Source organism: Micromonospora sp. ATA51 (assembly GCF_016802855.1).
GTDB lineage: Bacteria > Actinomycetota > Actinomycetes > Mycobacteriales > Micromonosporaceae > Micromonospora > Micromonospora sicca.
Map to the genome: position 1 here is coordinate 1 of NZ_JAEVHJ010000005.1, position 24810 is coordinate 24810.

A 24810-nucleotide genomic window follows, 5' to 3' on the forward strand; every position below is an offset into this window, starting at 1 on the left:
GTCGACGGCGATGGTGACGTTCATGGCGGTCTCCACCGCGACGCCGCACACCTCGCCCTGGCCTTGGCGGGCGTGGCCGTCGCCGATGGCGAACAGCGCGCCGGGTACGTTGACGCCGAGGTAGACGGCTCCTGGGCGGATCTCCGGGGTGTCAAGGTTGCCGCCGTGCGCGTCGGGCACGATCGTGGCTCGCGCTTCCCCGCCGCCTGGGGCGACTCCTACGGTGCCGAGCATCGGCTCCAGGGGCATGACGATCGCGTGGTCGGAGCGGCGGGCGTGGTAGGTGACGGTGCCGGCGGTGGTGTCGATGGTGTAGCGCCACACCCTTTCCTCGATCGGCGGGTGCAGCATCGCCGTGGTGTGGGTGCCGGTCAGTGCTCCGAAGTGCGGGAAGGTGGCGGACATGCCCCAGTCGCGGGCGGGGGTGATGGCCGCGAAGTGCAGCGCGAGGGTGTCGCCGGGTTCCGCGCCGGCCACGTGGAAGGGGCCGGTGACGGGGTTGAACGCCTGGCACACCTTCGAGGGCAGGTCGTCAACGGTGCGGACGGCGCCGCCGAAGCAGTCCTCGGTGCTGGTGACCAGGAGGCTGCCAGGCTTGATCTCGGCGACCGCCGGACCGCCGCCGAAGGTGTAGCGCAGCTCGTCCTCGGTCGGCTGGTAGGTGACCGTGCTTGTCATACCGACCCCCGTCCGCCTGAGAGGCCGGACAGCTTGGGCCGGCGGCCGGCGGCGTACAGACCTGCCAGGGTCAGCATGCCGAGAGTGAGCCAGACGAAGCCGAGGCGTTGAGCGGCAACGTTGGCGTTGACCGCGACGTAGGCGAGGATCGTGAACCCGATTCCCGGAAGGATCAGGTGCGCGACGTAGTTGCGGCTGCGGCGGCGGACCAGGTAGTGCCAGACGACGGCGAGGTGCAGTACGAGGAACGCGGTCATCGCGCCGAAGTTGATCAGGCTGGACAGCAGCGTGATGCCGTCGGTGCGCCAGTTCATGTAGAGGCCGATGGCCAGCGACACGACGGCGGTGAGGGTGATGGCGTGGGTGGGCACGCTGTGGCGTACCGACACCGTGGCGAGGAACTTCGGCAGTTGCCGGTCGCGGGACATGGCGTACAGCAGCCGTGAGGTGGCGACTTGAGCGACGAGGGAGTTCGCCACGCCCCAGGCGACGGCGGTGGCGACCGCGCACAGGGTGGCGAGCCAGGGCCCACCGGCGAGCCGCGCGGCGTCGTAGAACGCCGTCCCGTCCGGGTCACCGTTTGCGAGCAGGCCGCCGGGGTCGGGCACCAGCAGAGCGGCCATCCAGGTCTGGGTGATGAACAGAAGTCCGGCGACACCCAGCGCTGCGGCCATGGCTCGGCCGATCTGTCCCGCGCCGCCCTTGTTCTCCTCGGCGAGCATAGAGATGCCGTCGAAGCCGAGGAAGCTGAGCACGGCGATCGACGCCGCGCCGAACACCAGCGCCCAGGTGAAGGTGTCCGGGTTGTAGAGCGGCGTCCAGGAGAAGCCCTGTCCCTTGCCCTGCGCGAGAGCACGACCGGCTGCGGCGAGGAAGATCACCAGGACGATGACCTCGCCGATGAGCATCACGCGGGTGATCAGGGCGGTCATCCGGATTCCCCGGTAGTTGACCACCGTGTTGAGCAGCACGAAGCTGACCAGCCAGACCCAGACCGGAACGACTGGCACGGTGGCGTGCATCGCCACTGCCGCGATCAGGTACAGCAGGCTCGGCACCAGCACGTAGTCCAGCAGGATGGCCCAGCCTGCGAGGAAGCCGACCGGTGCGCCGATTCCTCGCCCCGCGTAGTTGTAGACGCTGCCGGCCAGCGGGAACGCCCTGACCATCTGGGCGTACGAGGCGGCGGTGAACACCAGCGCCACCATGCCGATGACGTACGCCAGCGCGACCATCCCGCCGGCACCCGCGTACACGGATCCGAAGATGCCCATCGGCGCGATCGGCACCATGAACACCAACCCGTAGAAGAGCAGGTCAGCGAAGCTGAGTGAGCGGCGCAGCTCCGGTCGGTACCCGAACCGCGACGAGTCCGGCGGCACCTGCGCCACGCCGATCTCCGGTGGAGGCGCTGTCTGCCTGGTGTACATGTTGTCTCGTTCCTTCCTGTCGGTCCTCGGTGCCGGCGCACTCCTAGCGGTGGTGGAGCTGGCCGAACGACGGCATCGGCTCGGGAAGCACTCGCATGGCCCGGAGTTGCTGGATCGGCTGCTAGAGGCGCCAGACGATGGACAAGTCCTGAGCGCAGCCCCCGACCCGCACGGCGACGAACAAGCGGCGGAAAATGCCGCCGAGTTCCTCCGGCGCCGCGTCCGCCACCAACCTCGGCGCCGGCGCCGCCACCGCCTCCAGGACGAGCTGTTCGATGTCCTCGGCATCCACGGCGGTGAGCCGACAACCGCAGGGCCCTCGGTAGGCAGGCTGACCGAGCATCCGCACGGGCTGCAGCGATATGCCGCAACTGCGGCAGCTCAGCAGTCCCTCAAGGATGAAGGCCCCCGAGACAGGCGGTTCGGGCTGTGCCGGCCGTTCACCGCTGCGGCCGGATGCGACACGGCGAACGCGATCGCGCACGATGTCGCTTCGCACGTCCATGGCCACGGGGCGCCTCCACCATCACCGCTGCTCGCAAACGCGAGGGCTGGCCACAGCGGTGGAGGTGGCGCGAAGTCTGAATCGCCCAATCCATCGCCGTGGTTTTCTCTGCGACCAGCCTGCGGGTCCGGCCCATCCCCTGACGACGCGTGGACGTTCTAGTGTTGTCCTAGTTTCAGCTCGTCTGCGCCCGCCGTCGTCTACTACGCTGCCGACTCCGACAATGACGCTGAGTGCATAGCCTGGGGGATCTCCCGTGGAGACGGTACGGCGGTGGACCGGCCGCGAGGCAAAAGCATTACGCCTGGCTCTGCGCATGAGCGTGCGCGGATTCGCCGAGCACCTGGGCGTCAACCCGGCGGCCGTCTCCAACTGGGAGAAGCGCGGTTCCGCGACCCGCATGCGGTACGAGACCCAGCAGATGCTCGATGTCGATCTGGCACGGTCGCCGACCGAGGTCAAGCAGCGGTTCGCCCAGTCCCTCAAGGCGTCACCGACCGCAGATCCGAGCGCCTCACCCGTGCCGCCCGACGGCAGCCGGCCCAAGAGGCAAGATCTCGGTACCTGTTCCCAAGAACGGACGGCCGCCGTCCTCGCGGCGCTCGGTGGCCAACACCCCGATGATCTCGTGTACACACCCCCGGCCGACGTTGAGCGCCTGGTTGCGGACTTCCTCGCCTCGACCGCGCGCGTCTACCTGATCACGGGCCCTCCAGGCTGCGGCAAGACCAACTTCACCCGCCACCTGGCGTCGCGGGCCCCCGCAGTAGCTGTTCAGCTGCTGACCGCGGACTCGTGGACCGAGGACATCGACCTGGCGCGGGAGATACTCCGCTACGGCTCCCAGCCGGCCGGCGAGGATCCCCTGCTGACTCTAGAAGTTGAGAGCCGGAACCTGTCCCGGCCGCTGCTCGTCGTCATCGACAGCCCGCAGTCCCGCGCCGTGGTGGACAAGGTCTGCCGCCAGCTCGACAGCACGCTGCGGCAGGTGCTCTCGGACAACCTGAGGTTTCTCCTCGTACTGCGCACACCGCCGGAGATCGAGTTCGCGCCTTACCCCGTCCTATCGGCAGCGGTCATGCCCGGTCAGGACCAGGGTGCCGAGCCGTCGCTGCGGCTGGACCGCTGGGACGCCCGCACCGCCCGGGAGGTGTGGAACGCGCAGCGGCATTCCGATGAGCCTCCGTTCGACGCCCTGCCTCCGAGGATTCGCAACCTGGTCCGCCTGCCGCTGTACATGAGCCTCATCCGGGCCGCCAAGTCGACCGAGCCGCTCGGGCAACCCAACGCCTACCGGCTCATGGAATTCTGCGTCGCATCGATCTTGAAGGCGGCGAGCCTGGACGTCGACCGCGCGACGGCGGACCTGACGGCACTCGCGCGGAGGCAGCTCGCTGCGGCATGGCCGCACCCTCTGCTTCCTGCGATCGAAGCCGACCCGCCAGGGAATATCGGGGATTTCACCGCCTCCCCGATCGCGAGACTCGTGCGGTCCGGCCCGTCCGGCAGCCTGACGTTCCATCACGACGTGATTCGTGAGTATCTCTTCGCACGGTGGCTCGCCCAGCTCATCGAGTCTCACGGACGCTCGACCGTCACCATCGAGCTGCTCAACGACCTTGCTGCTCGCACGAGCCTGTCGGGCGACTTGCGAGGCGTCCTGGAATTCCTGCTGCAGGGCTTGGATGCGACATCACCGGAGCTGCTGGCGGCCGTCGCTCAGTCACCGTCTCTCAGCATCACCGAAACGCTGCCGTTGATGCTCGAACTCACCGGCGAAAGCCCAGCCTTCGCCACCGCCGAAGTGCTGCGCGTGTGCGCCTCCCGGTGCCTGCACGACAATGGCCTACCGCTCGCCAGAGCCCTCCTGCACACCAACGCAGCCGCCACGGCACTGGGCTCGGAGTACCCCCGATGGATGCTGCGGGTACTGCGCCGCTTCGGGCCGGCAGTCTGGTCCGACATCGTGGCGTGCGTCGAGACGCAGCTGCCTGTCGCAGCCGTCCACGACTTCGTCCGTCTCGCGCAACTCGACACCGTAGAGGACGCGGTGTTCCTCGCCCGGCACTTCTACGTCTTCCTCGCCGCTGACGACGGCACTTCCCAGGAGCTGAAGGCACTTCTGGCCCACCCCGACTGGCGGGCCCGCGCCGCCCTCGCCGAAGGGATCCGCGCGGGCCACGCGATCACACACCAGACGATGATCTCGATCATGGAGTCGTTGGCTGCGGACCGCGACTACAAGGTCCGCGCCGCTGTCGCCGAAGCCGCCGGCCGGTCGACCGCACCCGGCCTGGAACACCTACTGGCCGCGCTTCTCGAAGACCGGAACTGGCATGTCCGCGAACGCCTCCTCCAAGGGCTGTCCATCAGAGTTGGAGACGACGACTCGGCCGCCGACCTGGTCATCCAGGGCCAAGGAGCGTGGCGTCATGGCCCTCGAAACGTCCGAATCGCCGCGCAGCGGCTCCTACTGAAGTGCGGCAGGGAACCGCTCCAGGACGAGGACTCCTCTCGCAGCGCCCTGTTCGGCCTACTCCGAGAGATTCGCACCGGTGCCATGCGGCTACCCGCGAACGTCCAGTCCGCCTTGATCAGCCAGGGCGTCGCCTCGTCCGACTGGCTCGTTCGCACCGAAGCCAACCTGCTCGACCGACACGACATCGCCACGAGCGCAGCCGCAGGCATCAGCAAGGAAGCCTTCCGGCGTCTCCGAGGCGGACGCGCCCTTCAGGTTGCACTCGATGTCCGCGACATCGACCACGCCATCGCCGTCGCGCAGGCCGCCGCCAGCGCTGGAGTGCAATTCATCGAGATCGGCGATCCGCTCATCAAGAGCGTCGGCGTCCAGGCCATCAGTGCCATCAAGCAGCGGACCCCTGGTGCGTGGATCGTCGCCGAGATGATGTCCGCAGACTGGGGACGCGACCAGGTGGTCCTCGCGACCGAGGCCGGAGCCGACGTCGTGCTGCTCATCGGACCCGCCAGCATCGCCAGCGTCTCCGCAGCGGTCGAGGCGAGCAGACGCCTGGGCGTCCCCATCATGATCGACGTGCCCGAGGGCCGGCTGATCCAGGGCTGGGTCCAGGACATGGAACGCGCAGGAGTCGACGGGTTCGCCATCACCACGAACATCGACCTGGGCGTAGCCGGCTTCCATCCCCTCGACCAGGCGCAACTCATCAGGTCGTGGACCAAGCTGCCGGTCGCGGTCTCCGGCGGCTTCGAACCCACCGACGTCGAAGCCAGCCGACGACGCTCGTGGGACATCCTCGTCGTCGGTCGCGGAGTCACCGACTCCCTGGACCCCGCTGCCGCCGCGCGGGACCTCGCCGCATCGATCGAACTCACCGGAGGGCCCCGCTCATGAACATCACACCGCTCACGGTCGACCGGATCCCCGACCTCGAAAAACTGCTGGCGTTGGGAGAGCCGTACATCAGGCTACGGAGTTCATCGGACTACTGGCTGTACGCCACGCTGTTCGCCAACACCTGCCCACTCGCCATCATCGACGGGCAGGTCGCCGGCAGCGTGATCGCCTTCCGAAGCCAGGTCGACCCCTCAGAGATCTACCTGCAAGACGTGATGACGCACCCCGGCCACCGCCGCGAAGGAATCACGCGGGCGCTCGTAGAGAAAGTTCATCGGCAAGGTTCTGTCTGGGGATGCCGGCGTCTTTTCCTCACGTCGGAACCCGACAACTACGCCGCGCACAGAGCGTGGCTCGCTCTAGGCTTCAGCAACGTTGCCGGAGACACGACCAAGGCTGGCGTGGCCGTGATCTACGACTACAAGGGGCCAGGAAAGCACCGCGCGGTGTATGAGCGATCGATCAGCGCCTAGCGACAAGTGGCCCGCCCAAGTGCCGAGCCCTGGGCATCTCCTTGCCAGACGTCGGAAGTCGCTGAACATCGCCGAATCCCGACGTCGGGAAGACGGCGACAGACCGTGGGCGGCGTGGGCGGCGCGACAAAGGACGCCGCAGCGATGCAGTGCTTGGACGATCGTTAGCGTTCGGGTGAAGCGGCCTGCGCCCGCCCCGTGGGGACGGACGCAGGTCACGCGGCGCGTGGCGGTGCGGGTTTATGCAGGCGAAGCAGGCGGGCGAGTGTGGCGGCTTGATCGACGGTGGGGAGGCCGGCTTCGGCGGCCAAGGCTTGGATTTCGGTCTCGGTGTCGGGGTCGGTCAGGTAGCGGGCCATCGACAGCGTCCCCGGCAGAACGGCAGGTTCGGAGTCGGCGTGTGCGGTCGGGGCCTCGCCGGCGGCTGTCCGCGTGGGCGGGGTCGGCGGCGGGTGTGGTGTGTTCGCGCGTGATCTCTGGTCACGGCGTGTGGCCATGTCCCTCCCAGGACGGCTCGTGGCGTGAGGGTGTGGTGTGGGTCCATGGGCATCTCCTTCTCGGTGGTAGGAAGTGGTTGAAGATCGATCGCCGGATTCCGCCAGTTGGAGTCGGCGGCGGTCGGCGTGCGGTGAGGGGTTGCGGACGGTACCTCTGGTGGCCGCGGACTTGAAGACGTGCGCCACTCACAGCGACTCACAGCGGCGTGCCGCTGATGTAAGTGCGGGCGCGGGCACCGAACAGCACGGCTGACAGACTCTGACAGCTCTACCGACGCGCAGTCCGCTCCCGTCGCCTCGGTGCCCGCCCGTACGGCGGGCGAGATCGTCGCCCCGGGGTTGGGCGGGTGTGGGTGGGTTCGGCGGCGTGTGAGGCCCACCGGCCGGGCGCACGCGCCGCGTGTCCCGCCCGGCCTCATCAGGCAGCCCGCTCACCCTGGGCCGGCTGGTCCTGGGTGGGGTATTCGTCGTCGTGGTCGGTGTCGGTGTAGGGCAGGTCGATGAGGCGGTGACGGCCGGCGCGGCCGGGGAGTTGCCAGATCTGGTGGGCGGGGCTGGCGGCGAGTGCGGTGCGCAGTTCGGCGGTGGTGGTGGCGATGACTGTGGCTAGGTCGGGGACGGCGGCGAGGCGGTGGTGCAGGTTCGCCTCGCGGCGGGCGGAGGGTAGGTGGAACAGCACTGGCCACGCCCAGGTGCTCATCGTGTACAGCCGCTCGTATTTGATGACCTTGTCGATGAGGACCTGCAGGTGTTCACCGCTGGTGTCGTACTCGAGGAAGAACGGCACGGACCGTCCGTGCTCGGTCCATACCCCGGCGCCGTCCGGGCGGGGGAAACCGCTGGCTCCGCCGATCATGATCTGCGGGTTGCCGCCTTCGCGGTAGAGGACGCCGGGTTCGTGGTAGGCGGACGCGGGCTGCCAGCGGACCAGGTCGCCGTCGGGGTGGGTGCGGGCGTGAGCGGCGAGGTCGATGAAGACCTGGTTGCCGCCGAGCAGGTGCGGTAGGTCCGGTCGGCGGGTGAGGGAGTGTTTGCGGCGGCGGGCTTGGTCCCGGCGGGGTCGTCCGAGTCCGCGTTGGGCGTGGACGTGGTCGTAGCCGAGTTGGTCCAGGACGTAGTGGTAGGGGTAGGACCCGCCGTACGCCCGGTTGGGCCGGAACCGGTCGACTGCCCGCAGCAGGGTGAGGCGGCGTAGGCGGCGTTGGGTGAAGTCCAGGGACGGGAACAGGGCGGCGGCGATCTGGTCGGTGGTGAGTACGCCGTGGTCATAGAGCCAGCCGAGGAGCCGGTCGTCGCGGGCGGTGATGCTGGCCTGCAGTCGCAGCAGCGGATCCGCCGATGTTTGTTGTTTACGCATGGGCGGCCCCAGGGGGGAGACCCCAGAGTGGAGGGTCTGTCTGGAGCGGCGTCGACCCGCTGGAAGCGGCGCTGACCTGGGCTGCGAGCGGCGGTGGGGGGTCAGGTTGGGGGTCAGGATCAAGGCGGACGGTGCAACGGAGATCGGCGCTGACTGCGACACCGCCGGGCACACCGGGTCCGCCGTGACGCCGTTGAGGTATGGGTGAGTGGGGCCGGTGACGGAACCGGCGACGCGGGTGACGTTCGCGATGCGGGGTCTTCATCGTTGGTGCTCCAAGGTCAGGGGTGCAGGTGGGCGTGAGGCGGGTGCGCTCGCCGCTGCGTCGGGTTGCAGCGCAGGTACAGGTCCGGTCAGGTTCTGTCAGCTCGCGGATCTGCTGACAGGCACCGCACCCTGGTCTGACAGCGGCGGCTCGGTCTGACAGAAGCCGCAAGTAGGGGTTCTGTCACGCGGCCTCCCGTGGTGACAGCTCCGGTACGGATGCGGTGGTCTCGGCGCGCAGGACGCGCACGAGCGCCGAGGCGGTGGCGTTGGACAACTGGTGTCCGTCCGCGCGCAGCTGGTGGGCGAGGGCCTTGCGGGACAGCCGTGTCCCCTCGACGGTGAGGGTGTCAGCGGCGGTCCGGGCGGCCGGGACCAGCGCGGCGACCTCCGGACCGTCATCGTCGGTCGACGGCTGGCTGTCCGGACGGTCCGGGACCGCCGGAGGTTGGTCCACTACGGCGGGGATCGTGGTCGTGCGGTCCTGGACCGCGGCAGCGGTGACGGGGGCCGGTCCGCGGTGTTCCGGGACCGACGCGTCGACGCTCAGCGGCGGTCCGGGCTCCGCCGGCGCGGGCCGGACGCTGGGGTGGGATGGGGTGGGGTCGGCGCGGCCAAGGGCGATCTTCACCATCGCTAGGAAGCCGAGCGCGGGCAGAGCGGCGGCGATCCAGCCGATCACCGAGGCCTCCGCCTCGACAACCTGTGCGGCCAGGGACAGCAGCACCGCCGCAGTCAGCATGGTGGCGGGGAAGGCGATGCTCTTGCCCAGGCGCCGGTTGCGGCGTAACTCCAGGCCGGCGGCGATCGAGGTCAACTCCAGGACGATCGCGTCGGCCCAGGCCAGCCAGCCCGGCTGCCCGTGCGCGGCGGCAACGTCATGGACATGGGTGAAGGACGCCGCGCCGGCCGCCCCGCCGATCAGCAGCATGATCGCCACTTGGGCGTGGTCCTCCAGTTGCTGCCGCCCCGACCCTGTCGCGCCGGGCGAGTCGCGGCGTCGGTGTTCACGTGTCGCCAAGGGCCCACCACCTGTTGCCGGCTGGCCCGGGCGACGCCGCACGGGGCGTCATCGCCCGGAGGTGGACCGGGACGGTGGGCGCGACGGCTGCGACCGCCGGGCCCGAAGGGATGATGTCGTGTGCAATCACGATCTTCTCCAAGATGGGTTCGTAAGTTTCCAGTGCGGACAGTCGGGGTTGGCCGGGTCGCGCCTGCCCGCCCGGGGTGGGGGCAGGCGCGACCCTGCCGGGTGACGCCCGGCCGGGCGGACCCCTTGCGTAGCAGGGGACGACAGAAGTCACTATGGTCGAGTCAACGAACACGCCAGACCCCACGCAGGGGCAGGCACCAGGGCAAGCAGGCGTCGCCGCGACCCGCACAGCAGGTCTCGGTCAACAGCGTGGACACAGGGCAGACGGCCAAGCGGAGCCACAAAAGATCAGAACCACCACCGACAGCGCAGAAGCCCTCAGGTGGTGCGGCGGCTCAACTCGCCGACGGACGATCCTTCATGGGGTCCTCCCATCACTCGGCGTACCCCGGCAACGTCGGCACCAGCAACGGCAGGCACCCCCGGAGGGGGTGCCTGCCCGCTGAGTCTGTAGCCGACCGCGCCAGCCGGCGCTGCGGGAACGTCCTTCCATTACGCCCCGGGAACCCGCCGGAGTCAACCACCAATTTTTGTCGGATCGGCCGTCGAGTATTGCCGTCAGTCCGGCTGGGTGCTATAGAAGTCGCCCGCGTCCATCGCGGTCCGTGTACGTCTACCCAGTAGCGGACAAAAATTTTGCGGGATGGTCGCCTGCTGGGACGCCGATCTCCAAATGTGGTCGCGTAGTGCGAGTCGGTGCCTCAAGTCGCCCACCGACTTCTACTCTCGGTCGCCCGACCGACACTCAGGCCGCGTTCTTGTCCTGCGGGCCGAACTTCCACCGCCAGTCCAGGCGGTGGCGGCCGAACGTGCGGCCGTTCACTCTCGAACCCGGCGCGCAGCCGTTTGCTGTCTGCGAGAAGGCAAGTGATCTCCCGCCTGACGATGCGTCCGCGTAGCGCGGCGGGCATGCCGGGGTCGGCGGGGCGTTGCTCGTGTTCGACGATCTGCGCCAGCAGGCCCCTCTCGGCACGGGCGTAGGCAATCGCGGTGACCACGCCTCCGTCACCCAGCTTGCGCCAGTCCTCCAACTCCCCATGCAGCCGCTGGCGTCTCGGCAACTGGCGGTCAAGCTCGTGCATTCATGCCGATTAATCTTTTATTAGTCGCTGAAGTGGGGCGTGCTGCCGGCATGGCGCGGTGGCCGCGGCTTGACCTTAAACGAGACTACTGAGTCAACGGATCAAGATTGCAGCAATTCCAAGAGTTGGCGCAGACACGGCGAAGGCGTAGAGGCCTCTCCGGAAGAAGGTGAGCTTCTTCATCGCGATAACGGACAGCGCGCGCGCCTGAATCCAGGCTTCCTCTCGCTGCTGATCTGCATCGAGAGCAGGGACGAACCCTGGGGGCTGGGTCGCGAGTGACGGGTAGGCGTAGCGACTGAAACCAGCGGGCGCTGCCGTGCGAGGGGTGAGGGCCGACACTAAGAAGACTGCACCCACCGCAATCCCGGCAAGCGCCAGGAGCACCAAGAGCCCCGCAAAAAAATCATGCCAACCATCGAAGGGGGCGCTCTCGATGAATTTCCGCAACTGAGCGACCCCCGCCGCACCGAGCGCCGTCAGGCCGGTCGCAAGAAAACCAATTTTGGTATCGGCGTTGATGATCCAGTTGCCATAGAAGGCGATAGCAGAAATTCCATCATTTCGGTCCGGCTGCACCTTTGGCGCGCTCGACTGTCGCTTAAACACTACGCGGCTCGTAGCCTTCCGTGGGCCAAATTCCGTTCATTCTCCAAGCGGTATAGCAGGCTAGCCAATGCGCCGCCCACACGCCCGCCACGCTCGTTTGGTAGCCCTTCCCCTCCCAGTCGGACCGGTCGGCAATGCAAAGCGCCCCGCTAAGGTACAGGTGCGGAGCGGCGCGAAAACTCCTACCCTCATTCCGGCCGAGCCGCTTAGGCTTCACGGCGACAACGCTAGGCAGTGACCCATCGATCTGAGGAAGAATAAGCAGCTCATACTTGCCGCGACCCGTATCGAGCGTAACTCCGTACGCAAGATCGTTGTCGTCGTCAAGCACCATCACTTCTGCGAAGTGTTTCCGCATGTCGGCGACGTCGTCCGCCTTACTCTCTGGAGACTCAACCCACCATGCGCTTCCCATGTCATCGCGCGCCGGAGCAGGGTCATCACCCCCGTGAAATCGATGAGGTTGCATTGTTGCGAGTGGCGAGGCCGAGCTGACTGACTGCATCTGCCGGTCTCCTAGGACTACAGTGCCAGCGACCGTAACTCCGCGCGGGACGTGGATTCCTACCTTACGGAACAGCGACGGAAGTGTCACAGGTGGCTCCTAAAAAATCTCGATCGCGGAAGTGGGATTGCCGGCGATATGCTCAGTCACCCCATCCAGCTCGGGCAGCAGCTTACGCCAACGGACGTCGTAAAACCTGTACCGCTTGGTCTCGTAATTACGCGTATACCGCTTCGGCGACTCAACGTGCTCCGAGAACAGCCCTACATCTTCTAATGCCAGAAGCTCCATGAACTTCTCCCCTACGACGCACTCCCAGGAGTTCGCGTACTTCTCGCACTTGGCCGCGAAGTTGGCCGCGAAGCCGACCACGTTGATCTCACTGACATCATGGGTGCCGATACGCACGAAATCCAGACGGCCGAAATCGGCACCCACGCGAACTTGCACCGGCTCCATCTCATAATCCTGCAACATGGGATTGAGAGTGGACTGCACCGCGTCCATGATCTGGGCTCCGGAGGCGAGAGCAATGGTTGCGTCGACAGCTGGATCGCTTTCCGCGCAACCGAAGCAGGCGAACAGCCCATCGCCGCGGAGCCCGAGGACATGGCCTCCGTTCTGAACCACCGTTCGAGAAACCTCGGCTAGTACGGCGTGCGCGAGTAGTACCATCTCGTGCGGTGGATCCCAGAAAGTCCGTTGTGTGAACTGCTCCAGATCAATAAAGACAGCGACAGCCTCGCAGAACCCCGATCCACCAAGCGGCAGCGTCATGAAATCCGGGTGGCCAGTGGTTACTGCGCTTACTCCTGCCGCTTGAGCGTGCGAGAGTTCGACGCCTTCTTTCGTCGAAGCTCGGACGTTTCTGAGTCGCCCTATGTTGCCTATCACTCGACTCGCGAAGACTCGGTTGTCGAAGGGTTCGCCCCTCACCTGCACCCTCCGCTTCCTCCGCATCGCGACCCCGCGTCACTCAGTCAAGTCTATGGACGGGGTCCGACAACACCGGTGCGGCGGGGGCTCCCCCAGAGCCGACAGCTCAGGCTGCTGCGGCATTAGGCGGAGACGCCGCCGGCCCAAGGTCAGGTGGCCCCTGGTCCTGTGGGCCGAACTTCCACCTCCAGTCGAGACGGTGGCGGCCGAAGGTGCGGCGTTCGCCCTTGAACCCGGCGCGCAGGAGTTTGATGTCGGCGACCAGGCGGATGATCTCCCGCTTGACCGGGATGTCGTCACCGAGTTCTTGCCACGCCTGCACGGCCTGGTCGCCGATGCGTCCGCGCAGGACGGCGGGGATGCCGGCGTCGGCGGCGCGTCGCTCGTGCTCGGCGATCTGAGCGAGGAGGCCTTTCTCGGCGCGGGCGTAGGCGATCGCGGTGACCTCGCCGTCCTCACCGAGCTTGCGCCAGTCCTCCAACTCGCCCCGCAGCCGTTGGGCTTCGGCGCGGGCGTGGGCGACCTCCTCGTCGGTGGCGCTGGCGGCGGTAAGGATGTCGTACACGTCGGGGCGCGACAGCCACGCCACCACCGTGCGCTGCACGTACTCATCGAGGAATTCGGCCTTCACCGCGGCGCACCGCTTGTGCAGGCAGGAGTACACCTGCCCGGTCCAGCCATGCCGGTTCACCCGCTGCGACGACAAGGGTCCCTCGCACACGCCGCAGCGCGCTAGGTACGACAGCAGATGCACCGCGCGGGCGGGCCGGGTCGTCGTGCGCGACGGGTCGCCCAGCATCCGCACCACCGACCAGTAGGTCTCCTCCTCGACCAGGGCGGGCCAGATCCCGTCGCCGACGATCTCGCCGCGCAGGACACGCTTGCCGATGTAGGCCGGGTTCATCACCTGCTTACGCAGGATCCCCCGCCGCCAGATCCCGCCCTCGGAGGCGGGGATCCCGAGTCGGTTGAGTTCGGCCTCGATCGCGGTCAACGGCGTGCCTTCGGAGATCTTGCGGAAGTTGTCCCGCACCAACTGCGCCCGCGAGTACTCCGTCACCGTCCCGTCCGCCGCCACCGCCGTGCGGATCTCCGTGTCGGGCTCCTGGCGTAGCAGGGCTTTGGTGCGCTGGTCGTAGATCCGCCGGTACCCGTAGGTGACCTTCCCGTGCGGGCGACCCGCTTCGGCGGCGCCGACGATGCCGCGCAGCACGTTGTCGCGGATCGAGTCGGCCATCCACTCGGCCTGCACCGCCTGGAAGCCGAGCATCATCCGGTCGTTCTTGTCCCGCAGGTCATACAGCACCCCGCCGACCAGCCAGAAGAACAGGCCGACCTCGTGGCACATGTCGCGGATCTTCACGAATACCGCAAGGTCGCGTTCCTTGCGGGAGATCTCCCAGACCACCAGCACGTCACCCTTGCCCGCGCGGATCTGCTCGATCAACAACTCGAACTGCTCCCGCTCCTTCGTCGCACGCCGGCTCGCCGAGCGGTGGTTGTCCGTGAACGACCCCGCGTCCGTCCACGACCGCTTCGTGATCTCCCCGAGGTTCAGCTTGCCCTGGTCGTGGACGCTCTTGCCCTGCTCCTTCTTGTCCTGACTCGCGCGCTGATACCGCAACGCCCGCACCTGCACGCCACCGGCCAGCAGCGCGTCCTTGGTGTCGAACCGGCCCCGGTTCTCCGACCGGGCCTTACGCCGTACCATCAGAACCGTCCCCCTAGATCGACGTTCGTGCCGGCAACATCGACTATAGCTTCTAACGATTCTTGACAGTGCCGACGGTGACGCCGAGCAGGTCGGCGGCCTCGGCCTCGGTGCGGTCCTCGAAGAACCGCAGGACCAGCACGGCGCGCTGTTTGGCGGAGAGCTTCGCCAGCGCCGCCCGCAGGGTCAGCCGGAGGGTGGTCTGCTGGGCGTGGTCGGGGGCCGAGTCGCCTCCGCGCGGCTCGGGCAGGTCGCCCGGCATCGACTCGGGAACCCGACGCCGTCGCCACCAGGAGACCTGGAGGTGGTACATGATCTTGCGGGTGTACGCCTCGGCGTTGCCGCTGTCGTGCAGCCGGCTCCAGGACCGGTGGGTCCGGGCCAGCGCCGACTGGACGAGGTCCTCGGCCAGGTGCTGGTCGCCGGTGAGCAGGTAGGCCGAGCGCAGGAGCGCGGGGGTCCGGTGACGGACGAACGAGTCGAACTCACTCAGCAGAGGGTCCACACGAGCCGATCCTTGGGGTGAGGTGGTGCATCATCCTGACGCCCCTCCAGACGTCACCCTCAGCCGCGGTGGTTGCCGTGCCTCGATGAGAAGTTTCGGCCGATCACCGGTCGCCGGTCGGCGGGTCGACCAACCCTCTCCGGTACGGACCCCAGGCGACGAACCGCTCGAACAGCTCCCGCGGGGTGGGGCCGTCGTGCGGGTTCAGCCGGAACAGGTCGTGGGTCGCCTCGTGGTAGAGCCCGGACAGGTAGATGGCCAGGTCGACGGGGCTGGCGTCGTAGTCGACCTTGAGGAGCAGCCGGGCCTCGGCACACGGCCACGGCAGCCCGCAGGCCCGGCACACCCACAGCGGGCGGATCGGCAGGTGCGGCGGGTGGCCCGGCGGGTACGGCCGCGGCCGGTCCGGGTACGGCCCGAGGCGGGGCACCGGAAGCGGACCGGAGGGGATCACCGGCACACGACGTTGTCGGTCCGGCACCGGAACGAGTGGAATGGGTTGCGCATCTCGACCTCCTTCAGCAGTACGGAGCCGGGGCCGCCCCTGCATCGGGGGATCACGGGCGGCCCCGCAGCGGGCCGGACGGAGGCGGCCCGCTACGTGACAGTCTGCTGAGGACGGAACTACGCTCGGAAGGCATCGACGCCGGCCGTGGCGAGGTCAGGTCGGCTGTGCCCTCGGCGCGGGAAAGCCGTGGAGACGCCGGGAGAATCGTGGAGGAAGCGTGGAAGGTGAGCCGACCGCGGAGCTGATCCGGGCACAGCTGCGCCGGCTGCGGATGAACGCTGAGCTGAGTCAGGAGGAGTTCGGGAAGCTGGTCCACTTCTCCGGCTCCCAGGTGTCCGCGGTCGAGCTGGGCCAACGGCCGCTCGACCGGTTCCTCCTCAAGCGGGCCGACGAGGTGCTGGGCACGGGCGGGCTGTTGACGTCCCTGCTCAAGCTGGCGGAACGGGACGGACAGCCGAGCTGGTTCCGGCCGTGGTTGGAAGCCGAGCGGCAAGCACAGCAGTTGCGCTGCTACCAGCCGAGCCTTGTGCCCGGCCTGCTCCAGACCGAGAACTACGCCCGAACCATCATCCGCACCGACGCCATGCTCGGCGACGACGAGGTGGAGAAGCGGCTCGCGGTCCGGATGGACCGACAGTCAATCCTGACGCAGCCGAACCTGACGACGTTCGTGGCCGTGATGGATGAACTCGTCCTCAGGCGGGCTGACGAGAGCTTCCGAGGGCTCATGAGCCAGCAGATCGCGCACCTGATCGAGTGCGTCGAACGCTCGAAAGTCACAGGTTCCGTCGGCGGTCGACGGTGACCCGACCGGACCGGCCGGCGTCGCCGCCGATTCGGCCGGAAAGCCGGCGGAGCACGTCGACTCGGTGGGGGAGCCGGCGGAGCAGGCCGACTCGGCGGACGAGGCCGCGGCGCAGGTGGAGCCGGGGGAGCGGGGCGCCGCCGCGGGCGTACCGAAGAAGCACGGCCGGCGGGCGGCGGCGGGCGACGCCCGCGCCGGAGCCGGCGCCCGAGCTGGACGACGCCGAGCTGCGCGGCGCGCTGGAGGCGATCCTGCTGGTGGTGGACGAGCCGGTCAGCGAACTCACCCTCGCCGAGGTGCTGGAGCAGCCGGCCGAGCGGATCGGCCCGATGCTGGACGAGATCGCCGCCGGCTACACCGCGGCCGGGCACGGTTTCGAGCTGCGCCGGGCGGCGGGTGGCTGGCGTCTCTACACCCGCCCGGAATACGCGGCCTACGTCGAACGGTTTGTACTGGACGGGCAGTCGGTACGACTGACCCAGGCCGCGCTGGAGACACTTGCCGTGATCGCGTACAAGCAGCCGGTCACGCGGTCGCGGATCTCCGCCATCCGCGGTGTGAACTGCGACGGGGTGATCCGTACGCTGGTCTCCCGCGGCCTGGTCGAGGAGTGCGGCACCGAACCCGACAGCGGGGCGTTCCTGTACCGGACGACCACGATGTTCCTGGAGAAGCTCGGGCTGAACTCGGTGCACGACCTGCCGCCGCTCGCCCCGTTCCTCCCCGACGACGTAGAAGAGCTTGCCGATGCCACGCGATGACCGCACCATCCGTACCGACGCGCCCGAGGGCGAGCGCCTGCAGAAGGTGATGGCCGCCGCCGGCGTGGGCTCCCGCCGCGCCTGCGAGGACCTGATCTTCCGGCGCCGGGTGACCGTCGACGGGCGGGTCGCGAAGCTCGGCGACAAGGTCGACCCGGCCACCGCCGTGATCCACGTCGACGGCGAGCGTCTCGTGGTCGACACCCGGCTGGTCTACCTGGCCATGAACAAGCCCCGCGGGGTGGTCTCCACCATGGCGGACGAGAAGGGGCGCACCGCGCTCGCCGACTTCCTCGGCAACCGCGTGGAGCAGCGGGTCTACCACGTCGGGCGGCTCGACGCGGACAGCGAGGGGCTGCTGCTGCTCACCAACGACGGCACCCTCGCCCACCGGCTGATGCACCCGTCGTACGGGGTGTCGAAGACGTACCTGTGCGAGGTGGCCGGGCCGATCCCGCGCAACCTGGGCAAGCGGCTGATGGCCGGGGTGGAGCTGGAGGACGGCCCGGTGACGGTCGAGTCCTTCAAGGTGGTGGACACGCTGGGCAAAACCGCCCAGGTGGAGCTGACCCTGCACGAGGGGCGCAAACACATCGTCCGGCGGCTGCTGGCCGAGGTGGGGCACCCGGTGGCCCGGCTGGTGCGTACCTCGATCGGGCCGATCCGGCTGGGTGACCTGCGCGCCGGGCGGACCCGCCGGCTGACCAACGCCGAGGTCGCCGCGCTGTTCAAGGCCGTCGGCGACTGACCGGAGCCGTTCCGGGTACCGCTGAGGGTAGGCTTCCTCGCGGCCGAGGTGGACCGCGCGTGTCGCGGGTCGCGCCCGGCGGCGTCGCGCGCGTGCCCGGACGGCATCGCGGGCATCATTGACGAAGGACAACCGCTCAACGGCGCCGGAAAAACCGGCGACCCGCGAGGTACGGGCTGAGGAGGAACACGGTGGGGGAGAACGAACGGACCGGGCGGTGCGTGGTCGCTGTGGACGGGCCATCCGGTTCGGGTAAGTCCACCGTCTCGCGGCGGCTCGCCGTCAGCCTGGACGCCCGCTACCTGGACACCGGCGCAATGTACCGGGCGCTCACCTGGACGGTGCTGCGCTCCGGGGTCGACCTGACCGACGCGGAGTCGGTGGCCAAGGTCGCCGGCGAGGTGGACCTGCGCATCGGCACCGACCCGCAGGGGTACGGCGTGACCGCCGACGGCGTGAACGTCGACAAGGAGATCCGCGGGCCGGAGGTGACCGGTTCGGTCTCCGCGGTGGCCGCGGTGCCGGCGGTCCGGGAGATGCTCGTCGCCCGGCAGCGGCAGATCATCGCCAACGCCCGCCGGATCGTGGTCGAGGGCCGCGACATCGGCTCGGTGGTGGCGCCCGACGCCGACCTGAAGGTCTACCTGACCGCCTCCGAGGCGGCCCGCGCCCAGCGGCGCAGCGCCGAGGACGCCGCCGACGTGGCGGCCACCGCCGCCGACCTGGCCCGCCGCGACAAGCTCGACTCGACCCGCAAGATCAACCCGTTGCAGCAGGCCCCGGACGCGGTGGTGCTGGACACCACCGAGCTGGGCATCGACGAGGTCGTCGCCCGGCTGCGCCAGCTGCTCATCGAACGGGGTGTGGCATGACCGAGGACAGCACTGGTTGGGTGGAGCTGCGCGAGCCGGACCTCGACACCGAGGAGCCGTCCGGCCCGCAGCCCGTGGTGGCCGTGGTCGGCCGCCCGAACGTGGGCAAGTCGACGCTGGTCAACCGCCTCATCGGCCGCCGCCAGGCGGTCGTCGAGGACATCCCCGGGGTGACCCGGGACCGGGTGCCGTACGACGCCCAGTGGAATGGTCGGGCCTTCACGGTGGTGGACACCGGTGGTTGGGAGCCGGACGCCAAGGACCGGGCCGCGGCGATCGCCGCGCAGGCCGAGACGGCCGTCGCCACCGCCGACGTGGTGCTTTTCGTGGTCGACGCGATGGTCGGTTCGACCGATGTGGACGAGGCCGCGGTGAAGATGCTGCGGCGCAGCGCCAAGCCGGTCATCCTGGTGGCGAACAAGACCGACAACACGGCCATCGAGATGGAGGCGACCGCGCTCTGGTCGCTCGGCCTCGGTGAACCGTTCCCGGTCTCCGCGCTGCACGGCCGGGGCTCGGGTGACCTGCTCGACGCCATTCTTGAGGCGCTGCCCGAGGCGCCGAAGATCGTCGAGAACCGGCCGCGAGGTCCCCGCCGGGTGGCCCTCGTCGGCGGCCCAACGTCGGCAAGTCCAGCCTGCTCAACCGCTTCTCCGGTGAGCTGCGCGCGGTCGTCGACTCGGTCGCCGGCACCACCGTCGACCCGGTCGACAGCCTGGCGGAGATCGGCGGCGAGACCTGGCAGCTGGTGGACACCGCCGGGCTGCGCAAGCGGGTCGGCAAGGCCAGCGGCACCGAGTACTACGCCAGTCTGCGGACCGCCGGGGCGATCGAGGCGGCCGAGGTCGCGGTGGTGTTGCTCGACGCCAGCGAGCCGATCAGCGAGCAGGACCAGCGGATCCTCTCCATGGTCACCGAGGCCGGCCGGGCCCTGGTCATCGCCTTCAACAAGTGGGACCTGGTCGACGCCGACCGCCGGTACTACCTGGACAAGGAGATCGAGCGGGAGCTGCGCCGAATCCCCTGGGCGATCCGGCTGAACCTGTCCGCCATGACCGGCCGGGCCGTGGACAAGCTCGCCCCGGCGCTGCGCAAGGCCCTGGCCAGCTGGGAGACCCGGGTGCCGACCGCGCAGCTCAACCAGTGGCTCACCGCGCTGGTCCAGGCCACCCCGCACCCGGTGCGCGGCGGCCGGGCCCCGAAGATCCTCTTCGCCACCCAGGCAGGGGTCGCGCCGCCGCGGTTCGTGCTCTTCACCACCGCGCCGCTGGACGCCGGTTACCAGCGCTTCGTCGAGCGCAAGCTCCGCGAGGAGTTCGGCTTCGAGGGCAGTCCGGTGGAGATCTCGGTACGCCCGCGCAAGAAGCTCGGCCCGGGCGGCCGCGGCAAGGCCCACGGCTGACCGTACGTCCGAACGCCGGGCGGCCCCCGCGCCGCCCGGCGTTTCCGCTACCCGCACCAACCTCCTAGGACGCTCTAGAGGATGTGCGGGTGGGGCCGGCGGCGCGGGAGGGGGCGTGCGCGCTTCCGGAAGATCCTGCGCTAAGCTGAACCGGCTGTCGCGGGGGAAACCGCGCGGGGGCATCGGGACGTGGCGCAGCTTGGTAGCGCACTTGACTGGGGGTCAAGGGGTCGTCGGTTCGAATCCGGCCGTCCCGACAGAGAAGAAGCCCTGACCAGCGGAAACGCTGGTCAGGGCTTTAAGTTTGTCTATGGGGTTTTGAACCGCCCCCCGAAAACCCCCCATTTAACGGGGTCGTCAACCAGGTTTGTCATCCATGCGCGTCGTTAGGCGCCGCGGGTGCGGGACGTTGCCGCCTACCGCGGTCGGCGCCGAGTCGCTCGAGGATGTCCGAGACGTCCGGGGCTTGGGCGGGCTTGGCGATGTAGTACGTGGCGGTGACCTCCTCGCTGGAGTGCCCAAGCTGCGCTGCGGCGCTCTTCGTGTCGGTCTCTTCCTTGATGAGGGTGGCCACGGTCTTGCGGAAGGTGTGAGGGGTGACCCAGGCGAGGTCGGTGTCGGCGCGAGCCTCACGCCACTGACGGCGGACGTTGTTCGGCGACAGCCAGGTGCCGCGTCGGGAGGCGAAGATCGCGTCGTGGGAATTGTCGGCGGCGATGAGCTTGCGGGCCAGGATCATGCCGACGGCGAACCGGGGCAGGACGACCATCCGCCAGCCGGCGTCGCTCTTGGTCCAGGGTTGGCGGAAGAAGCCCTGGCCTTTGACGAAGACGAGCGTGCCGCAGATCGTCAGGGTGGGGCGTTCGGCGGCGAGGTCGAGGTCTTCCCAGCGCAGGGCGAGGATCTCGCCGATGCGGGCGCCGGTGGCGAGCATCAGGTCGACGATGTCCGCCAGATCGCCGCTGTGCCGTGGTCCGGGCTTGCCGGGGATGGGTCGCTGCCAGTCGCGGATTGCCGTACGGACGGCCTGGAGATTCTCGTCGGTGAGGGCGACGACGGTGCGGCGGGTTTGCGTAGCCGACCGGTGTCGCGTACGGGGTTGGTGGGGACCGCGTCGTGGCGCACGGCCAGAGCGAACATCTGGCTCAGGACGACTTTCGCGCCTTTGGCTGCCGAGGGACGGTCCTTGGCGATGTCACGCAGGAACCGATCCAGGCGGCCGACGCTGGCTTCCCGGATCCGGAGGTTGCCCAGGGCAGGCAGGATCGCGTTGCGCGCGCTGGTCTCGTATCGCTGGATGGTCTGTGGTGCGATCCGTTCCTCGGTGGTGATCTCTTCGATCCACAGGTCGGCGAGTTTGCTGACGCGGGTCTCCCGGGTGATCTCGTCGTCGTTGGGGGTGGTGCGGTCACGTAGCTTGACCTTCAGCGCCCGTTCGGCGGCCGGGCCGGTGGTGTCGGTGGCCTCAATCTCGCGGGTCTTACCGTCGTAGTCGCGGAACCGCGCTCGTGCGCGGAACCGATTGGGTCCCAGCTTCTGAGTGCGGATCTTGCCCCAGGTGCCGAGGGGCAGTTCAGGACGGGCCATGGATCAACGCTCCGCATCGGTGTGGTCGTCGAGCCAGCGCTCGACCTCGCTGCGCCGGTAGCGCAGGGTGTTGCCGACGCGGATGGCGCGCGGTCCCTTGCCTCGGCTGTGCCAGGCGTAGAGGGTGTTCTTGGGCTTGCCCAGCCAGGCGGCGACGTCGTCGATGGTCAGTAGGGGGTCTGGCCGCCATTCGGTGGCGGCTGAGCCGTTCATCGCCGGCCTAACGTATTGGCCGAACCGGGCTGCCGGCGGCGTGTGGCGGGGCCGGCAGCTTGCCGCCGGCCGGTGGCATTCGATGATAGGGACGCGGAATTGGGGCGGGGATAGGGCGGGCATGGATCGGGTGTCCTTTCGGGATTCCAGCCTGGCAGGGGCCGGGAATCGACAGCGCTGCCGCTGCGATGCACGGTCGCGGGATGTGTTGGCCGTGGACGTCTATCGACCCGTTGCGGCCCTGAGACGTCAAGCCTGTCGCTGATCTTTGCAACGGTGGGACTCTGTGGAATCTGCCCTCCGTGTGAACAGGCATCCTTGCCTTGACCGCTCAGGGAGCAGGCCGGCGGATAGGAGACGCCTATGGGGCGTCCGCCTGGCGATTGGGAGATGTCGCGTGAATTCGTGCGGTTCTCGGGCGCACGGGGGCGTGTTGAAAAGGCTGGAATGCTCATCTTCTTGGTCCAATCGAGATCGACGAAGGTAGGAAAACTTGAAATCGTGGGCATAGTGGTTCCCTTTCAAGGAAGTTGGTTTACGCGAGGGGTCGGGATGTGCGATGTGCGAGAGCTCCGTGGTTCTGTGGACGGAGCTGTTTTAGGGGGTCTTGAAGCCGACGTGCTGGCGACCTGCCAGGGCGGGTAGGCAGGTCCGGCCAGCACGTCGGTCCGTGTTGTCGTGTGTCAGGCAGCGGGCAGGGCGTCTGGCTCAGCTGCGAACTAGGGGAATCTGGTCCACTGGGGCGAATGCCGTCCACCTTGGCCGTCCATGCGGAAGCGTCAGCCGAGATTGGGTTGGCCAAAGCGCAACGTAGATGACTTGATTCGCGTTCCCGGAATGTCGAGCGCCACGCGTTAGCAGCGGTGGATATTGAGTGGCCGCTGGGCGAGGTAAACCGACCACGTGGGCTTGAGGAAACCCGGTGCGGATTTCGCCGTCGGAGGCTGAACCGCCCCGGGCTTCAGGAGCGGCCCGAGCGTGAGTTATCTGGGAGAGCGCGCGGATGGGTCGCAGAGGCGCGGTCGAAGTGCGGGTCGGCGAGTGCAGCGATCAGCGCCCGTTCTCGCACGCTCGAAATCGGCACGGTGGTGGCAATATGACAAGTGGCTCGACGACGAATCCTCGAATCGAGCTGCCGTGTCCGGAGCGTCAGCCGCCTTGCCGCGATTTTCAGGAGCTGCCCGGCGATAGAAGCAGGACGCGATCTGGGGGTGCTTGCTCGCCTGCCACGTCCGGCTATTCAGCTGCCGGAGCGATCGACGAGGCGGTGCAGTGCTGCTCCTACGTCTGGGAGGGCGAGTCGCAGGGTGTGGGCGGTGAGTCGGAGTCCCCACCAGGTGAGTGCGATGAGGTAGCCGATGATCAGGGCGCTGTTGGTGTCGGAGGTGAAGACGAGGGCGTAGCCGATGGCCAGACCGGGTGTGGTGATGGTGCGGATTGTGCGGCTGCGGCTGATGGTCAGGGCGGTGGCCACTCCGACGAGGGCTGCGCCGAGGCTGCCGGCGAGGCCGGGCATTCCGGTCAGGTCGACGGGGACGGTGAGGGTGAGCGACGCGCGCATGAGGAAGATGCCGGCGGTGGCGATGATCGCGTGCGTCATGGCGGGGCGGCTCAGGGCGAGCCAGGTCGGCAGCGCGTCGGCGGGGATGCGGGGTGCGGCGGCGGCGGTGAGGGCGGCGCAGGCGGCGAGCGGCAGGGCCGCGCCGAGGGTCCATTTCAGGTAGGGGGTGTAGTCGAACTCGACGGCGGTGCCGGTGGCGAGTCCGTAGAGGGCGGCGGCGATGGCGCGCCGACGGCGGCGGCGAGGTAGCCCCGCCGGATGAGGCTGCCCGTGGTGGGTTCGGTTGTTGACGCGGCGGGTGTTCCGGCGAGCCAGGTGGTGGGGGCGAGGTGCGCTACGGCGAAGGCGGTGAGCATGGCGAGCGCGCCGGCGGTGCCGAGCTGTGGGAGGGAGGTGCGGGCTCCGACGACGTAGGTGAGGACGGTGGTGACGTCGGCGGTGAGGACGGCTTGCAGGAGCAGGGTCAGGGAGCAGGCGCCGATGAGGAGGGTGCCGGTGAGGTCGCTGACGCGCAGCCGGACACGGGGTAGCCGTGCGGCGGCGGCACGGGGCCCGGGTTGGTGGCCGGTGGTGAGGGTCAGGGCGCCGTCAGCGAGGGCGTGCGGGTGGTCGACGAGTGCGGGAGTGGCGCCGGTGGCTTGCGCGAGCCGGTCGGTCAGCGCGGGCAGGGCGTGAGCTGGTCTCAGGATGACAGCGGCGAGGTGCTCCTTGTCGACGTCAGCCGCGTCGAGAAGTCCGTCGACTGCACCAGGGACCTGATCGAGGAGGGGCTGCGCGGCGATCGTGACGTCCTCGCGGGTGATGACCGCAGGCTGTCGGGGCGCGGGCAGCAGGATCGGTGCGCGGTCCTGTGCCGCGAGCAGATTCCTGGCGGTGCGGACGGACTCCAGCAGGGCGAGACGACCCTCCGCATTGACATCCGAGGGTTGGTTGATCGCTGCTCGGAGTGGGTCATCATCGGCGGTTGCCGTGTGAACGACCCGCCGGGTGATGAGGTGGTCGAGGTCGGGTGTGCCGTCGAGCTGCTGTGTTGCCAACTCGCGGTAGCCATCGCCGACGGCCTGTAGGACGGTGAGGGTTGCCGGATGGCGGTCCGCTTGACAGACGAGTACGCAGGAGCCCTCGGGCAGGGTGAGGCCGAGCGTCGTGGCGTAGGCGGCGAGGGCGGCGGGTGCGGTGACCAGGGCGGGGGACGGTAGTCCGCTCGGCCTGCCGCCTCGCCCACTTGTCCGCGGCGGCGTGGTCCCCAACTCGGTGGGACCGTCACGGTGAGCT

Annotated in this window: 20 protein-coding genes, 1 tRNA gene and 3 pseudogenes; 8 read left to right on the top strand and 16 right to left on the bottom strand. The window is 68.6% G+C overall.

The window, feature by feature from the left end:
• The 3 genes from JNW87_RS01930 to JNW87_RS01940 form a co-directional block, all read right to left on the bottom strand.
• A partial coding sequence (locus JNW87_RS01930) for an acetamidase/formamidase family protein (RefSeq protein WP_238452837.1) occupies positions 1–678 on the bottom strand: 678 nt, incomplete at its 3' end.
• A complete protein-coding gene (locus JNW87_RS01935) occupies positions 675–2108 on the bottom strand; it encodes an APC family permease (protein WP_238452838.1) in 1434 nt (477 codons plus the stop codon). The genes JNW87_RS01935 and JNW87_RS01930, both read right to left, overlap by 4 nt.
• 121 nt (positions 2109–2229) lie before the next feature.
• On the bottom strand, positions 2230–2613 hold the full coding sequence (locus JNW87_RS01940) for a hypothetical protein (protein ID WP_238452862.1): 384 nt from the start codon (positions 2611–2613) through the stop codon (positions 2230–2232).
• Positions 2614–2869: 256 nt separating this feature from the next.
• On the opposite strand from JNW87_RS01940, the gene JNW87_RS01945 reads away from it, so the two are divergent.
• Both JNW87_RS01945 and JNW87_RS01950 read left to right on the top strand, forming a co-directional pair.
• Entirely contained in the window at positions 2870–5983 is a 3114-nt protein-coding gene (locus JNW87_RS01945; RefSeq protein ID WP_238452839.1) for an orotidine 5'-phosphate decarboxylase / HUMPS family protein, read from the top strand.
• Positions 5980–6459, top strand: a complete 480-nt coding sequence (locus JNW87_RS01950; protein ID WP_238452840.1) for a GNAT family N-acetyltransferase — start codon at positions 5980–5982, stop codon at positions 6457–6459. The genes JNW87_RS01945 and JNW87_RS01950 overlap by 4 nt, the downstream gene beginning before the upstream one ends.
• A gap of 215 nt (positions 6460–6674) precedes the next feature.
• Here the strand turns inward: JNW87_RS01950 and JNW87_RS01955 are convergent, their stop codons facing one another.
• The 8 genes from JNW87_RS01955 to JNW87_RS01990 form a co-directional block, all read right to left on the bottom strand.
• A complete protein-coding gene (locus tag JNW87_RS01955; RefSeq protein WP_238452841.1) occupies positions 6675–6818 on the bottom strand; it encodes a hypothetical protein in 144 nt (47 codons plus the stop codon).
• A gap of 556 nt (positions 6819–7374) precedes the next feature.
• Positions 7375–8313, bottom strand: a complete 939-nt coding sequence (locus JNW87_RS01960) for a replication-relaxation family protein (RefSeq protein ID WP_238452842.1) — start codon at positions 8311–8313, stop codon at positions 7375–7377.
• A gap of 448 nt (positions 8314–8761) precedes the next feature.
• Complete coding sequence (locus JNW87_RS01965) at positions 8762–9517, bottom strand: DUF2637 domain-containing protein (protein ID WP_309233877.1); 756 nt, start codon at positions 9515–9517, stop codon at positions 8762–8764.
• Positions 9518–10905: 1388 nt separating this feature from the next.
• Entirely contained in the window at positions 10906–11391 is a 486-nt protein-coding gene (locus tag JNW87_RS01970; RefSeq protein ID WP_238452843.1) for a hypothetical protein, read from the bottom strand.
• Positions 11392–12025: 634 nt separating this feature from the next.
• Entirely contained in the window at positions 12026–12703 is a 678-nt protein-coding gene (locus JNW87_RS01975) for an adenylate/guanylate cyclase domain-containing protein (RefSeq protein ID WP_238452844.1), read from the bottom strand.
• Between the two features lie 265 nt (positions 12704–12968).
• Entirely contained in the window at positions 12969–14573 is a 1605-nt protein-coding gene (locus tag JNW87_RS01980) for a recombinase family protein (protein ID WP_238452845.1), read from the bottom strand.
• Between the two features lie 52 nt (positions 14574–14625).
• Entirely contained in the window at positions 14626–15078 is a 453-nt protein-coding gene (locus JNW87_RS01985) for a SigE family RNA polymerase sigma factor (RefSeq protein ID WP_238452846.1), read from the bottom strand.
• 103 nt (positions 15079–15181) lie between these two features.
• Positions 15182–15529 (bottom strand): hypothetical protein, encoded by a 348-nt coding sequence (locus tag JNW87_RS01990; protein WP_375373449.1) that lies wholly within the window; start codon positions 15527–15529, stop codon positions 15182–15184.
• A gap of 274 nt (positions 15530–15803) precedes the next feature.
• Between JNW87_RS01990 and JNW87_RS01995 the strand changes: the two genes are divergently transcribed.
• Positions 15804–16391: a helix-turn-helix transcriptional regulator gene (locus JNW87_RS01995; RefSeq protein ID WP_238452848.1), complete on the top strand. Its 588-nt coding sequence runs from the start codon at positions 15804–15806 to the stop codon at positions 16389–16391.
• On the opposite strand, the gene JNW87_RS41210 is transcribed toward JNW87_RS01995, so the two are convergent.
• Positions 16363–16677: a hypothetical protein gene (locus JNW87_RS41210; RefSeq protein ID WP_255543319.1), complete on the bottom strand. Its 315-nt coding sequence runs from the start codon at positions 16675–16677 to the stop codon at positions 16363–16365. The two genes, JNW87_RS01995 and JNW87_RS41210, sit on opposite strands and share 29 nt — an antisense overlap.
• Here JNW87_RS41210 and scpB point away from each other — a divergent pair.
• The 5 genes and pseudogenes from scpB to JNW87_RS02020 form a co-directional block, all read left to right on the top strand.
• Positions 16580–17152 (top strand): annotated as a pseudogene (gene scpB / locus JNW87_RS02000) (SMC-Scp complex subunit ScpB); the annotation flags it as partial. The gene JNW87_RS41210 and the pseudogene scpB sit on opposite strands and share 98 nt — an antisense overlap.
• Positions 17139–17900: a pseudouridine synthase gene (locus JNW87_RS02005; RefSeq protein ID WP_109805725.1), complete on the top strand. Its 762-nt coding sequence runs from the start codon at positions 17139–17141 to the stop codon at positions 17898–17900. The pseudogene scpB and the gene JNW87_RS02005, both read left to right, overlap by 14 nt.
• Positions 17901–18091: 191 nt before the next feature.
• On the top strand, positions 18092–18772 hold the full coding sequence (gene cmk / locus JNW87_RS02010; protein ID WP_109805726.1) for a (d)CMP kinase: 681 nt from the start codon (positions 18092–18094) through the stop codon (positions 18770–18772).
• A pseudogene (gene der / locus JNW87_RS02015) lies at positions 18769–20174 on the top strand (ribosome biogenesis GTPase Der). The gene cmk and the pseudogene der overlap by 4 nt, the downstream one beginning before the upstream one ends.
• Positions 20175–20357: 183 nt before the next feature.
• Positions 20358–20431: transfer RNA gene (locus tag JNW87_RS02020), tRNA-Pro, on the top strand.
• A gap of 113 nt (positions 20432–20544) precedes the next feature.
• Here the strand turns inward: JNW87_RS02020 and JNW87_RS02025 are convergent.
• From JNW87_RS02025 to JNW87_RS02040, 4 genes and pseudogenes are all read right to left on the bottom strand, one after another.
• A pseudogene (locus JNW87_RS02025) lies at positions 20545–21761 on the bottom strand (tyrosine-type recombinase/integrase).
• Between the two features lie 3 nt (positions 21762–21764).
• Complete coding sequence (locus JNW87_RS02030; RefSeq protein WP_109802420.1) at positions 21765–21974, bottom strand: AlpA family transcriptional regulator; 210 nt, start codon at positions 21972–21974, stop codon at positions 21765–21767.
• Between the two features lie 1240 nt (positions 21975–23214).
• Positions 23215–23574, bottom strand: coding sequence for a hypothetical protein (locus JNW87_RS02035; RefSeq protein ID WP_238452850.1), 360 nt, complete (start codon positions 23572–23574; stop codon positions 23215–23217).
• 116 nt (positions 23575–23690) lie between these two features.
• Positions 23691–24785: a hypothetical protein gene (locus JNW87_RS02040; RefSeq protein ID WP_238452851.1), complete on the bottom strand. Its 1095-nt coding sequence runs from the start codon at positions 24783–24785 to the stop codon at positions 23691–23693.
• Between the last annotated feature and the right edge of the window lie 25 nt (positions 24786–24810).